8 protein-coding genes are annotated in these 13843 nt (G+C 71.5%); 5 read left to right on the forward strand and 3 right to left on the reverse strand.

Annotated features, from left to right (window positions below):
- Positions 1 to 148 precede the first annotated feature (148 nt).
- Positions 149 to 2509: a serine hydrolase gene (locus OG242_RS13035; RefSeq protein ID WP_405898326.1), complete on the reverse strand. Its 2361-nt coding sequence runs from the start codon at positions 2507 to 2509 to the stop codon at positions 149 to 151.
- A gap of 179 nt (positions 2510 to 2688) precedes the next feature.
- Here OG242_RS13035 and OG242_RS13040 point away from each other — a divergent pair, with 179 nt between their 5' ends.
- The 4 genes from OG242_RS13040 to OG242_RS13055 all read left to right on the forward strand — a co-directional run bounded on the left by OG242_RS13040 (position 2689) and on the right by OG242_RS13055 (position 6939).
- The gene (locus tag OG242_RS13040; RefSeq protein ID WP_405898327.1) at positions 2689 to 3411 is read left to right on the forward strand and encodes a GPP34 family phosphoprotein; all 723 of its coding nucleotides are present in this window, start codon (positions 2689 to 2691) and stop codon (positions 3409 to 3411) included.
- Positions 3412 to 3644: 233 nt separating this feature from the next.
- On the forward strand, positions 3645 to 4502 hold the full coding sequence (locus OG242_RS13045) for a helix-turn-helix transcriptional regulator (protein ID WP_026243262.1): 858 nt from the start codon (positions 3645 to 3647) through the stop codon (positions 4500 to 4502).
- Positions 4503 to 4712: 210 nt separating this feature from the next.
- Positions 4713 to 4913, forward strand: a complete 201-nt coding sequence (locus OG242_RS13050; RefSeq protein WP_405898328.1) for a DUF397 domain-containing protein — start codon at positions 4713 to 4715, stop codon at positions 4911 to 4913.
- Positions 4914 to 5349: 436 nt separating this feature from the next.
- The gene (locus tag OG242_RS13055; protein WP_405898329.1) at positions 5350 to 6939 is read left to right on the forward strand and encodes a sodium:solute symporter family protein; all 1590 of its coding nucleotides are present in this window, start codon (positions 5350 to 5352) and stop codon (positions 6937 to 6939) included.
- Here the strand turns inward: OG242_RS13055 and OG242_RS13060 are convergent.
- Positions 6927 to 8039 (reverse strand): ADP-ribosylglycohydrolase family protein, encoded by a 1113-nt coding sequence (locus OG242_RS13060; RefSeq protein WP_405898330.1) that lies wholly within the window; start codon positions 8037 to 8039, stop codon positions 6927 to 6929. The genes OG242_RS13055 and OG242_RS13060 overlap by 13 nt on opposite strands.
- Before the next feature lie 155 nt (positions 8040 to 8194).
- The gene (eccD, locus tag OG242_RS13065; protein WP_405898331.1) at positions 8195 to 9664 is read right to left on the reverse strand and encodes a type VII secretion integral membrane protein EccD; all 1470 of its coding nucleotides are present in this window, start codon (positions 9662 to 9664) and stop codon (positions 8195 to 8197) included.
- Between the two features lie 201 nt (positions 9665 to 9865).
- On the opposite strand from eccD, the gene eccCa reads away from it, so the two are divergent.
- Positions 9866 to 13834: a type VII secretion protein EccCa gene (gene eccCa, locus OG242_RS13070; protein WP_405898332.1), complete on the forward strand. Its 3969-nt coding sequence runs from the start codon at positions 9866 to 9868 to the stop codon at positions 13832 to 13834.
- The last annotated feature ends 9 nt before the right edge of the window (positions 13835 to 13843 follow it).

The following is a 13843-nucleotide window of genomic DNA, read 5'->3' on the forward strand; positions in this document are numbered from 1 at the left end:
CTCGGGTCTCATGGGCCGAAAGACGCGTTCCAGGGTCCACGCGTTGCCCCCGGGACGCTAACACGCGGCCGCGCGCGGTGTCCGGAAAGGGCGTCCTGCCCGGACGGGGGTGCGGGGCGGCCGTGTGGGCGCCCCGCACCGCCGGTTCTCAGCCGAGGCGGGTCAGCTTGTCGCCGAACGACGGCTTCGCCAGATCGCTCTGGAGCGCGACGGCCACCTTCACCTGGCTGCGTCCCTCGCCCACGGTGAGCGTGCCGACGTGCGTACCGGCCACCGCCTCGTGCGGGATCGTCCTCCCGTCGTCGGTCAGTTCCAGCTTGACCGTGAGACCGGACCAGCCGACCGCCTTGACGTCCTTCGTCGCGACGACGGGCGTCGTGTGGCCCATGCCGTCGTCGACCTCACCGACGACGTCGCCCTTCTTGACGACCTTGGCGCCCTCCAGCAGGTCCTGGGTGGCCAGCATCACCTTCTTGCTGACCCGGTTCACCTCGTCGATGATCGAGTTCTTGTCGTACTGCCCCAGCACCGCGCCGACGATGAGCTGGTCCGTACCGTCGATCATCTTGTGCGCCGCGAAGAGCAGGTTGCCGCCCGCCTTGGTGGTGGACCCGGTCTTGATGCCGAGGGCGCCGTCGTACGGCACGAGCGTGTTCCAGTTGCGCCACACATGGCCCGAGGGGTCCTTCCACTCCGGCAGCTTGGTGATGTCCATCAGCGCCGGGAACTCGACGAGCTTCTCACCGAGCTTCACCAGGTCCTCGGCCGTGCTGACCGTGGAGGCGGTGAGTCCGGAGGGGTCGGTGTATGTGGTGTTCTTCATGCCCAGCTCGTCGGCGGTGGTGTTCATCTTCTCGACGAACGCCTTCTCCGAGCCGGCCTCCCAGCGCGCCAGCAGCCGGGCGATGTTGTTGGCCGACGGGATCATGATGGCCGACAGCGCGTCACGCTCGGTGAGGTAGTCGCCCTCCTTGACCGTGCTCAGCGTGGACTCGCCCTCGGTGTAGAGCTTGCCGTCCGCCTCCGCCTTGGCGTCGATCCTGATCTTCGGTCCTTCCTCGCCGCGCTTGAGCGGGTGGCTCTTGAGCACGAGGTACGCGGTCATGGCCTTGGCGACGCTCGCGATCGGCACCGGCTTCTGCTCGCCGAACGAGTCGACCTTGCCGAGGCCGGTGGCCGCCATGTAGCCCTGGCCCTGGTCGGGCCACGGCAGCTTCGGGGCCGCGCCCTCGAAGCCGTACGTCGACTTCGCCGTCATCGTCAGCGTCGGGTCCGGCAGCGGGCGCACCATCTGCACGATCGCAAACACGAGCAGCAGGAGGAGGACCAGCGGGGTCCAGATCTTGACCCTCCGCACCGCGGTGCGGACCGGGGTCTCCGGCGGCGGCGGGGTGTTCGTCAGCTCGGCGAGCAGGTCGAGCGGCGGCCTGGGCGGCATGGGCTGCTGCCGGGTCCGCTCGGCACCGCTGAGGGCCGCGGGGGCGCCGGGTGCCGGCGCGGGGCTCTCCGGCTTGGGCGGCGCGGGCGCGGGCCGTGCGTCGTCGGAGCGCAGCGGTACGAACTGGCTGGTGCGCTCCGTGAGCGACTCGGTCTCGGCCGAGACGGGGCGGCCCGACGGCGACCTGGTGATCTTCAGCGCGGTGGTCGGCTGGTCGACCTTGGGCAGCCGGGGGGCCTTGAAGACGGCGGTGGGCTGGTCGACGGGCGCCTGCGCCTCGGCGGCGGGCTGCTTCTCGTCGTCGGCGGGCGCTTCCGCCTCGGCGTCGGCTTCCGGCTTCCCGTCCGGCTCGGGGGCCGGCTTCTCGTCGCGGGAGCGGGGTACGCGGGGCTGCTCGTCCGGGGAGTCGGCCTGGTCGGCGTCGTCGTCGGCGGCGCCGCTGTCCCCGTCGTCGGTCTTCGTCACCCAGGCGGCCACGGCGGCCCGGAGGCGGGCGTCGCCCTCCTCGGGAGCGGATTCCGAGGCGTCGGGCTCGGAGTCGTCCGCCTCGGGCCCACCGGTGCCGGGCTCGGCCTCGTCGTCAGCGGCCTCGGGCTCAGCGACGGCCTCGGGCTCGTCGGCCTCGGGCTCAGCGGCCTCGGGCTCAGCGACGGCCTCGGGCTCAGCGTCGGGCTCCGGCTCGGAAACCTCGGCCTCGGGCTCGACGGCCCCGGCCTCCTCGTCCGCGCCCGAGGCGCCCTCCGAGACGCCCTCAGCCGCCTCCGGGCCGCCCTCAGCCGCCTCGGGCCCGCCCGGGGCCCCCTCGGGGGCCTCCGCGGGGCTCGGGGCGCTCTCAGCGCCCTCGGTGGCCTCCGGGGCCCCAGCCGCGTCCGTACGCGCATCGCCGTCCGAGTCACCGGCCGGCTCGACGGACGCCGGCTCCTCCCCCGTACCGGCGACGCCGGGCTCCGCCGGAGGTTCGGGCTCGCGGAAGACATCGAGCCGCGGATCGCGCTCGCTCCGAGTCGTTCCCGACGACTGCTGCTGCTCCGACTTGTCGGGGGACTCGCCCGCCACCGATGCCTCCTCCATGCGGCGCGGGGAACCACCCGCGCTGTCCGAACCATCTACCAGTGTCCCGTGTGAACCCTTGGCCGGGCTGCTAGACGAGAACGACATACCTACTGGTTCCCTTACAAAGCACCCAGGCACCCTCGACAGGAAGATGTGAGAGGGGTCACCCTGTCATTCATCCACGCGGGGAGGCATGGATGGGCAGGAGCCGCAGAACAATTCCGGAGGAGCTTCTGCTGCTCGCTCTGGACCCGACCACGGGTACCACAGCGCAGCCGCAGTCGCTCGACCTCGGCCTCGCCGGAGCCCAGCTAGTAGAGCTGGCCCTGGCAGGACGGATAGCCCCTGACGGGGATCGTATCGCCGTGGTGATGCCACGGCCGACAGGAGATCCGACCCTGGACTCCGCACTGGAACTGCTGCGCAGGCGCGGCAGCCCGGTACGGGCCGTCCACTGGATCGGCGGACCCCGGCTGGGGCTCCGCCAGATCTATCTCGCTCATCTGGAGCGGTGCGGCATGGTGCATGCCGTGGCGGGCCAGATGTGCGGAGTGCTGCCGACGACTCGCTACCAGGCGACGGACACGGCGATCAGCCGGGACATCAGGTCCCGGCTGGACAGTGCGATCCGCACCGGCGTACCGCCGGACCCGCGGACCGCGGCGCTCGCCGCACTGGCCCACGCGGTCGGACTCGGCAAGCACCTGTACCCCGGGAACGAGGGGCGTTCATCACGCTCCCGGCTCCGGGACCTGATCAGGCACGACCCGATGGGCGGTCTCGTGGCGCACGCCGTGATGGACGTCCAGAACGGGGCGGTCGCGCAGCCACGCCGCGGTCAGGCGGCGGGCGTTCCGTTGCAACCGCAAGTGCAGTCGCAGTCACACCGCGGCAGCATGGCGCACACCGCGGCCCACTAGGTCCGCACCGCGCGCACCCGGCACCACCCGCACCATCGCGTCAACAACCGCAGAACGCCGCACCGTCGTCCTCTCGGACCCGGTTCGGGAGCCGCACCAGGGCGCGGGGCAGTCGATACCACCGACTGCCCCGCGCCGCTTTGTGTGGCCGTTTCCCAGCGCGGCCGGGGGCATGGGTGGCAATCTGCTCAGCAGTAGATACGCACAGCTACATAGCCGGAGGTGCCGTTTCCGTGCCGTCCAACGTCAATCCCACCGTCAGGCGACGCCGGTTGGGTCAGGAATTGCGCCGACTGCGCGAGGTCAAGGGAATGACGGCCGAGGAGGTGGCGGAGCGGCTGCTGGTCTCGCAGTCGAAGATCAGCCGCCTGGAGAACGGCCGCCGCTCCATCAGCCAGCGCGATGTGCGCGATCTCTGCGGGGTGTACGAGGTCGAGGACCACCGGGTCGTCGACTCGCTGATGCAGATGGCCAAGGACTCGCGCCAGCAGGGCTGGTGGCACGCGTTCGGGGACATCCCGTACAGCGTGTACATCGGTCTGGAGACCGACGCGGCGTCGCTGCGGGTGTACGAGTCGCTGATCGTCCCGGGCCTGCTGCAGACGCGTGAGTACGCGCAGGCGGCCATCGAGGGGATGTGGCCGGAGGCGACGCCCACCGAGATCGACAAGCGCATCCAGATCCGTATCAAGCGCCAGGACCGGCTGACCGATCCGGTCGAGCCCCTGCGGTTCTGGGCCGTGATCGACGAGGCCGTGCTGCGCCGCGTCGTGGGCAACCCGCAGATCATGGCGGACCAGTTGAGGCACCTGGCGGAGCTGAGCCAGCTGCCCCACGTGACGCTCCAGGTGCTGCCGTACACCGTCGGCGCGCACCCGGGGATGTACGGGAGTTACACGATCCTGGAATTCCAGGAGGACATGGACGCGAGCGTCGTCTACCTCGAAGGCATCACGAGCGACCTGTATCTGGAAAAGGCGCCCGATGTCCAGAGCTATGCGGTGATGTACGAGCATCTGCGCGCGAAGGCACTGAGCGCGGAGCAGTCCCGCGCGTTCATTCTGGAGACGGCGGACAACTGCGAAGCGTGAACAATTCGTCGCCTGCCGGGGGGATTTGGGAGGCGGCGCGGAAGGTACACCTCCGCAAGGTTGTGCCGGAAGACAATAGCGGCTCATGTCATCCGAACGAGTGAACGCCACTCACGTCCGATGATGTTGCGGCGTAGCGTCCCTTCACAAGTCGCTGGGCGCAGCGGCTGGGCGCAACGCCCAACGACCGGCACAACCATCGGAGTCATTATGGTGATTCGGCAGGACGCACTGGCGGAGTGGACCAAGTCCTCTTATTCCGCGAACGGGAATTGCGTGGAGGTCAAGGCGGCGGAGGGTCACGCGCTGCTGGTCCGCGACTCGAAGAGCGTGAGCAGCGGAGTCCTCGACTTCTCCGCGAAGACCTGGTCGGCGTTCCTCTCGGACGTCACCCGGACCGCCCAGTACTGAGACCGAGCGGTTCGGCTGCCGGCTCGTGCCGCAGCCCGGGCCAGGCCCTCTCGACCGGCTCGCCGTCCTGGCCGAGAGGGCTTTCGCACCTCCGGGCCGGCCTTCTCCTCCGGCAGTTCCCCTCCTTCTCGACCGCACGGGACCCGCATCCCGTGCGGTCTTTTTCGTGCCTGTACGCGCCCACAGCCTGGCGAAGCGCCCGCTCATCGTGTGGCCGCCGTCACGTTCACGACAACGCTTCCGTGGGTCAAGAACGAGCAAAATCGTTCGACTTGCTGATCTGCGTTCACATCTCTGACCGAAAGAGTCCTTGACCGGGGCCCCGGGCAGACGGTTCAATCCCCGAAGTCCCCGCTCCCGCAAGGGGACACCGCTGAGACGGCCGTACTGGCGAAGTGCGTATCCCGTTCATAAGGCGGACCCCCGGAGGGGACACATGAACAGTCTCGACTGGGTCGTGCTCATCGGCTACTTCGGCGTGATGATCGCGATCGGGCTCTGGTCCCACAAGCGTGTGGACAACGTCAGCGACTTCTTCACGGCGGGCGGACGGATGCCGTGGTGGCTGTCCGGCATCTCGCACCACATGTCGGGCTACAGCGCCGTGATGTTCACGGGCTACGCCGGCATCGCGTACCAGTACGGCGTCACGTCCTTCGTGACCTGGTCGCTGCCGATCGCGATCGGTGTCGGCATCGGCGCGAAGCTGTTCGCGCCCCGGCTCAACCGGATGCGCTCGCGGCTGCACGTGGCCTCGCCGCTGGAGTACCTGAAGGACCGCTACAACGTGCCCACGCAGCAGGCGCTGGCCTGGTCCGGGCTGCTGCTGAAGATCGTGGACGTCGGCGCGAAGTGGGCGGCCATCGCCACCCTGTTGTCCGTCTTCACCGGCATCTCCCTGACCCAGGGCATCTTCATCACCGGCATCATCACGGCCGTCTACTGCACGGTCGGCGGCCTGTGGGCGGACGCGCTCACCGAACTGGGGCAGTTCGTCATCCAGTTGCTCGCCGGGCTCGCGATGCTCATCACCGCGATGCACGAGCTGGACGGCTTCAGCACCCTGTGGACGGTCTGGGACAAGCTGCCCGAGGGCCACGCCGACCCGACGGCCGGCCCGTACACCGTGACGTTCCTGCTGGCGTACCTGTTCATCAAGACCTTCGAGTACAACGGCGGCATGTGGAACCAGGCCCAGCGCTACATGGCCACCGACTCCGCCGCCTCCGCGACGCGTTCGGCGCGGCTCTCCGCCGTCCTGTGGCTGGTCTGGCCGACGGTGCTGTTCTTCCCGATGTGGTGCGCCCCGCTGCTGGTGGACGCGCAGAAGCCGGACGCCTCCGACAGCTACGCCCTGATGACCGAACAGCTGCTGCCGCACGGGCTGTTGGGCCTCGTGGTCGTCGGGTTCTTCTCGCACACGATGGCCATGTGCTCCTCCGACGCCAACGCGATCTCGGCCGTCTTCACCCGGGACATCGCCCCGGTGTTCTCCAAGGCCGCCCGCGAGTGGAGCAGCCGGGCCGGGCTGCTGGCCGCGCGCCTGTCCACGCTGGGCTTCCTCGGCCTGTCCATGGCGCTGGCGACGCAGATCAACTCGCCCACGTTCAAGGACATCATCTCCGTCGTCATCAAGTGGGTCGCCGGGCTCATGGGCCCGATCGCGATCCCGTTCATGCTGGGGCTGCTGCGCCGCTTCCGCCGGTCGGGGCCGACGGCGGCGCTCACCAGCTGGGCGGCGGGCCTGCTGGCGTTCTTCTTCACCAACTACGACATCGACGGCTCGGTGAAGGAGGGCGTGGCGCTCCAGTACCAGGTGGCGCTGCCGCTGGCGATCTCGCTGGTGCTGTACATCGTGATCGGCTTCGTACGCCCGGAGGACACCCCGGAACGGGACGCGCTCATCGAGCTGATCAACGCCGACGGCCCCGGGACCTCCGGCGCGGCCGCCGTCCCGGCGCAGGGCGGCCCCGAGGGCGTCGAAACCGCCGCCGAGGGCACGAAGGGGGAGGCTCAGCGCGGGTAGCGGGCCAGCCAGCCCGGGGCGGCGGTGGCCGGGCTGTGCAGGGCGGGCCCCTGGGTCATCTCCATGGCGAAGTCGTCGGCGAGTTCGAGGAGGGTGGCCCGCCCCTCCAGCTCCACGAGCCAGTCCGGCGGCAGCGCGGTCTCGCCGTGCATCGCGCCCATCAGCGCCCCGCACAGCGAGCCCGTGGCCGAGGAGGGCCCGCCGTGGTTCACGGCGAGCCGCAGCCCGTGCCGTACGTCCTCCCCGACGAGCGCGCAGTACACCGCCACCGCCAGCACCTCGTCGGCGGAGTCGGTGGCGCCCAGGGACTCGATGAGCGCGGGCCCCGGGATGCCCTGGCGCACGGTGCCGAGGGCCCGGCGCAGCGCCTCGGTGACGGGTTCGTGGCCGGGGCGCTCCGCGAGCAGCCCCAGGGCGTGCTGGACGGAGCCGTCCAGGGTCTCGCCGCGCGCCAGTCCGTGCACGAGGACGGCGAAGGCGCCGGCGGAGAGCAGGGCGGTGGGGTGGCCGTGGGTGTGCGCGGCGCACTCGACGGCGAGCTGGAACACCAGTTGGGGCTCCCAGCCGACGAGCAGCCCGAACGGTGCGGAGCGGGTGAGCGCCGCGGCGTCGTGCGCGGCCGGGTGCTTGGGCCGGTCCAGGGTGCCCATGATGTCGTCGCCGAGGCCGTTGAGGCATTCCCGGGTGGGGTCGCGGCGGGCGTAGAGCCATTCCTGCCCGGCGAGCCAGCCGTTGTCCTTGCGGCGCTCGTCGGGCCCCCAGTCGCGCTGGGTCGCGGCCCAGCGCAGGTGGGCGCGGTGGACGTCGGTGGGCGGGTGCCAGGCGCCGGTGTCGCGGCGGACCTGGGCGCGGATCAGCCCGTCGACGGTGAACAGGGTGAGCTGGGTCGCGGCGGTGACGGTGCCGCGCGCGCCGTGGGCGGGGACGAGGCCGGTGACGGCGTCGGGCCCGTGGGCGGCGCGGATCTCCTCCAGGGTGAGCGCGGTGACACCGGCCCCGAGGGTGTCACCGACGGCGCCGCCGAGGAGGGCGCCGCGGACCCGGCTGCGGAAGTCCTGCTGCTCGGCCCGGCCCCAGACGGCCGTGATCCCTGTGCTCACCGCGCCACTCCCGTATGCCGTGGTTTCGTTCCCCTGTGCGACTGTGCGGTAACTGCGCAGCACTGTAATCGAACAGGTGCGGCGCCCGGGGAGACGGAACGTTTTGTACGGCTCCGAGGCGCGTCGGGCCCCGCGGCGGCTGCGGGGCCCGGCGCTCAGCTGGTCATGGAGCGGGCCGCGGAGTACAGGTCGAGGACGGCCAGGCAGAGGGGCACGAGGGCGAGCAGGAGCAGGACCTCGGCCAGGTCGGACATGCGGCCCCAGAACGGGGAGAGGCCCTTCTTCGGGATGATCAGCGCGATGCCGGTCAGCAGGGCGGCGCCGGCCGTGACGGCCGCGGCGAGCCACAGCGTACGGATGTCGAGCGGGCCCCGGTCGTTCTCGGTCAGGAGCTTGACGACGGCGTCGGCCGGCGGGTTGAGGGAGAGCCCGAGCACCAGGAGGCCCAGGGCGACGATGCCCGCGCTCAGCGTGGCGGCGACCTGCGAGGTGTAGCGGAAGAGGCGGGCGCGCAGCAGCATGGCCACTCCGGCGACCAGGGCGAGGGCCCGGCCCCAGGTGTCGGAGGAGAAGCCGAGGACGGCGGCCGAGGCGACCACCACGACGCAGCAGCCGCCGACGAGGCCGAGCAGCAGTTCGTGCCCGCGCCGGGCCCGGGCCGCGATGCGTTCGGTGTCGACGGGGTCGGGGTCGCCGAGGCCGGCCTCGCCGTCGAGGTCGGCGTCCGTCGTGGGGCGCGGGGCCGCGTAGCCGATGGGCAGCTGGGCCACCCGTGCGGAGAGGCCGGGCAGGAAGGCGACGAGGCCGATCGCGACGACGGCGCAGACGGCGGCCGCCTCGCGCGGGTCGGCCTCCGTGACGATCGACAGGAACGTGGCGAGGGTGCCGGCCGCCGAGGCGAACACGACGGCGACGAACGGGGCGTCGCCCGTCGGCATCGCGACGACGAGCCCGGCGGAGACCAGGAGCACCGCGGCGCAGCCCAGCATGAACTGGAGGCGTCCGATCCCGGTGCCCGGGTCGAGGGCGAGGAGCCCGGACCCGGCGATCATGACGTGCGGCAGGGCGGCGAGGCCGAGCGCGACCGCGGAGGCCCGGTCGTCGTAGCGCCGGGCGCGGACCCCGGCGAGCACGGCGAGCAGGACGCCGACGGCGGCGGCGACGATGCCCGGAAGTCCGTGCATGTCGTGCCGGACCGGGTCGGCGAACCAGACCACGAAGCCCATGAGGACGAGCAGCAGCGCCCCGCCGGAGAGACCGGCGACACCGAGGAGCTGGTCGCTCCACAGGGCCCGGTCGCGACGGACGGCGGAGGCCACCGCGTCGGCCACGTCGTCGAAGACGGCCGGCGGCAGCGACTCGGTGAACGGCCTCAGCCGCAGCACGTCACCGTCCAGGACGCGCTGGACGCCCAGGGTGTGGGTGGCGTCCAGGACCGTGTTGTCGCGGCGGGTCAGGTGGTAGCCCGGAGGCGCTCCCGCGGGTGTTTCCTGGCCGGTCAGCCGCAGGATCTCCGGGAGGAGATCGGCGACGGCGACGTCGTCCGGCAGGGCGACGTCGATACGACTGTCCGGCGCCACGACCGTTATGCGGCAGAAGCCGGTGGTTGTCAGGGTCGAACTCACCTGTGGGGTCCCCTCGTTCGCTGCACGCCGTGCTGCTGGGCGGGCCGTGTCGGCACAGCGCCGTCGTACGCCCGCAGGGCGTCACCCTATCGGGGCCCCCTTCCGTGCCTACATTAGGATGATCCGCGCGCGGAGGTAGGTCGCTGCCACGGGGGTGCCGGCCCACAACTCTCCGGGCCGCACTGAGGGACTGATTCGCCGGTGACCCAGATCGTCGTCAAGCGCCCGCCCCGAGCGATGCCGCCCGAGACGTCCGCCACGGAACTGCGGCTGGAAGCTCCTCCTGAACTGCCGCGCGGGCAGCAGGAGGGCATGGCCATGCAGCTCCTGCCGATGCTCGGCATGGGCTCGTCGGTGGTGTTCTTCTTCATGCCCGGCTCCCAGCCGTTCATGAAGATCATGGGCGTCATGATGCTGATGTCCACGGTCGCGATGGCCGTGGCGCAGATGATCCGGTACCGCAAGGGCACCCAGGGCGAGGCCGCGCAGGGCCGCCGGGACTACCTGAAGTACCTCGGGCAGACCCGGCGCAAGGTGCGGCGCACCGCACGGGCCCAGCGCGACGCGCAGTTCTACCTGCACCCGGACCCGGACCAGTTGTGGTCGCTGGTCGCCGAGGGCGGGCGGCTCTGGGAGCGCCGGATCACCGACGACGACTTCGGGCAGGTCCGCGTCGGCCTGGGCCCGCAGCAGCTGTGGACCCCGCTCGTCGCGCCGACCACCGCGCCGGTGGAGGAACTGGAGCCGCTGTCGGCCGGTGCCATGCACCGCTTCCTGACCGCCCACGGCGCGGTGGACCGGCTCCCGATGGCGATGTCCCTGCGCGCCTTCTACCACGTCGTGGTCTCCGGCGACCCGGGCTCGGCACGCGGCTCCGCGCGCGCGATGATCTCCGGACTGGTCGCGCTCCACTCGCCCGAGGACCTGCTCGTCGCGGTCGTGGCGTCCACGGACGTGACGGACCAGTGGGACTGGACGAAGTGGCTCCCGCACACCCAGGCCCCCGGCACGTCGGACGGGGCCGGCACCAAGCGGCTGTTCAGCGACGACCTGACCGAGGTCGAGGCGCTGCTCCACCACACCCTGGACGGCCGCTCCCGCTTCAACCGCGAGGGCACCCCGCTCCTGGACCAGCCGCACGTGGTCCTCGTGCTCGACGGCGGCGTCGTCCCGCAGAACTCGCTGTTCGCCTCCGCCGAGGGGCTCCAGGGGGTCACCGTGGTGGAGGTCGTCCCGGAGGAGCTGGACGAGCCGCGCGGCGGGCTGCACATCGCCGTACGGCCGGGCCGGCTGCGGCTGGAATCGGCCAGCGTCTCCTACCACGGCACGCCGGACCTCCTGCCCGTCGAGACCGCGGAGGCCCTGGGCCGCCAGCTCGCACCGTTCCGGATGGGCAGCGGCGGGGACGACGACGAGCCGCTGCTCGCCAACCTGGACTTCACGGACCTGCTGGGCATCGGCGACCCCGCCGCGGTGGACACCAACACGGTGTGGCGGCCGCGCTCGACGGCCGACCGGCTGCGGGTGCCGATCGGTGTCGGCGAGGACGGCTCCCCCGTCATGCTCGACCTCAAGGAGGCCGCGCAGGAGGGCATGGGCCCGCACGGGCTGTGCGTGGGCGCGACCGGTTCCGGCAAGTCCGAGCTGCTGCGCACCCTGGTGCTGGGCCTCGCGGTCACCCACTCGTCGGAGACCCTCAACTTCGTCCTCGCCGACTTCAAGGGCGGCGCCACCTTCGCCGGAATGTCGGAGCTCCCGCACGTCGCCGCGGTCATCACCAACCTGGCGGACGACCTCACCCTGGTCGACCGCATGCGGGACTCCATCACCGGTGAGCTCCAGCGCCGCCAGGAACTGCTGCGGGCGGCGGGCAACTACGCCAACCTCACCGACTACGAGAAGGCGCGCGCCGCCGGGGCCCCGCTGGAGCCGCTGGCCTCGCTGGTCCTGGTGATCGACGAGTTCAGCGAACTGCTCACCGCCAAGCCCGACTTCATCGACATGTTCATCCAGATCGGCCGCATCGGGCGGTCCCTCGGCGTGCATCTGCTGCTGGCATCGCAGCGCCTGGAGGAGGGCCGCCTGCGCGGCCTGGACACCTACCTCTCGTACCGGATCGGGCTGCGGACCTTCTCCGCCGCCGAGTCCCGGACCGCGCTGGGCGTGCCCGACGCCTACCACCTGCCGTCGGTGCCCGGTTCCGGGTTCCTGAAGTTCGGCACCGAGGGGATGACCCGCTTCAAGGCCGCGTACGTGTCGGGGACCTACCGGCCCGGGGTCGCGCCGGTCTCCGACAACGGAGAACTCGCCATCGACCGCCGGCCGGCCCTGTTCACCGCCGCGCCGGTCGCGGTCCACTACCCCGAGCCCGAGCCGAACGTCCCCTTCGTGCCCGGACAGGCGACCCCCGACGCGCTGGCGGACACCGTCCTCGATGTCATCGCCCGCCGTCTGGAGGGCCAGGGCCCCCTCGCCCACCAGGTGTGGCTGCCGCCGCTCACCGAGGCACCCTCGCTCGACCGGCTGCTGCCCGCGCTCGCGGTCACGCCGGAACGCGGACTGCACGCGCCCGAGTACCAGCGGAACGGGGCGCTCGTCGTGCCCTTCGGCCTGGTGGACAAGCCGTTCGAGCAGCGCCGCGACACCCTGGTCCGGGACTTCTCCGGCGCCGCAGGACACATGCTGATCGTGGGCGGCCCGCGCTCCGGCAAGTCCACCCTCGTCCGCTCCCTCATCAGCGCCTTCGCCCTCACCCACACCCCGCACGAAGTGCAGTTCTACGGAATGGACTTCGGCGGCGGCGGCATGGTCGCCGTCGACGGCCTGCCGCACGTCGGCGGGGTCGCCTCCCGGCTCGACCCGGAGAAGATCCGCCGTACGGTCGCCGAGGTCGCCGGCATCCTCAACCGGCGCGAGGCGTTCTTCCGGGACAACAACATCGACTCCATCACCACCTACCGCCGGCTGCGCGCCACCGGCCAACTGCCCGGCGAGGCGTGGGGCGACGTCTTCCTGGTCATCGACGGCTGGCAGTCCTTCAAGACGGACTACGAGTTCCTGGAGCCCGTCGTCGCCGACATCGCCGCCCGGGGCCTCGGCCTCGGCGTCCACCTGGTCGCCACCGTCTCCCGGTACATGGAGATGCGCGCCGCGCTCAAGGACCAGCTGCTCAACCGCCTGGAGCTGCGCCTGGGCGACCCGACCGACTCCGAGCTGGACCGCAAGGTCGCCAAGAACGTCCCCGCCGGCACCCCGGGCCGCGGTCTGACGGCGGAGCGGCTGCACTTCATGGGCGCCCTGCCGCGCATCGACGACTCGGCGGGCGGGGGCGGCGACGACCTGTCCGAGGCCACGGCCGCCTTCGTCAAGGCCACGACCGACAACTGGCCCGGCCCGCACGCCCCGGCCGTCCGGATGCTGCCCCGGATGCTGTCCGCCCGCGACCTGCCGACCGGCCCGGACACCACGCGCGGCGGTGTCGCGATCGGCATCGACGAGATGAACCTCGCGCCGGTGTACGTCGACTTCGACACGGACCCGCTGTTCGCGGTCTTCGGCGAGTCGGAGTCCGGCAAGACGGCGCTGCTGCGGCTGCTGATCAAGCAGATCACCGCCCGCTACACCCCGCAGGAGGCCCTGATCTGCGTCGGGGACTACCGGCGCAGCCTGCTGGAGGTCGTGCCCGAGCCGTACCTGGTCGGCTACGCGACCACGCAGAACGCGTTCGAGTCGTACCTGGGCGACATGAACACCCTCATCACCAGCCGCACCCCCGGAACGGACGTGACCCCGCAGCAGCTGCGCACCCGCAGCTGGTGGCGCGGTCCCCGGGCGTTCATCATCGTGGACGACTACGACCTGGTGGCCACGTCCTCCGCCAACCCGCTGGCCCAGCTGGTGGACAACCTGCCGTTCGCCCGGGACACCGGCGTCAACTTCATCGTCGCCCGCAGCAGCGCGGGCGCCGGCCGCACCTCGTACGAGCCGTTCATGCAGCGTTTCAAGGAGCTGGGCGCACAGGGCGTGATCCTGTCCGGCCACCCCAACGAGGGCGAACTCCTCGGCACCGTGAAGGGCCGCCCGCTGCCGCCCGGCCGGGGCATGTTCGTCGCCCGCCGCGGCGCGCCGGCACTGATCCAGACGGGGTGGCTGGAGCCGGAGGAGGACTGAGGCACGGGC

Origin of the sequence: Streptomyces sp. NBC_00727, from assembly GCF_045161745.1 — a bacterium.
GTDB lineage: Bacteria > Actinomycetota > Actinomycetes > Streptomycetales > Streptomycetaceae > Streptomyces.

Excerpts from the sequence above, each read along its gene's own strand:
- OG242_RS13035 (WP_405898326.1), bottom strand. The coding sequence starts at position 2,509 with ATGGAGGAGGCATCGGTGGCGGGCGAGTCCCCCGACAAGTCGGAGCAG.
- OG242_RS13040 (WP_405898327.1), top strand. The coding sequence starts at position 2,689 with ATGGGCAGGAGCCGCAGAACAATTCCGGAGGAGCTTCTGCTGCTCGCT.
- OG242_RS13050 (WP_405898328.1), top strand. The coding sequence starts at position 4,713 with ATGGTGATTCGGCAGGACGCACTGGCGGAGTGGACCAAGTCCTCTTAT.
- OG242_RS13055 (WP_405898329.1), top strand. The coding sequence starts at position 5,350 with ATGAACAGTCTCGACTGGGTCGTGCTCATCGGCTACTTCGGCGTGATG.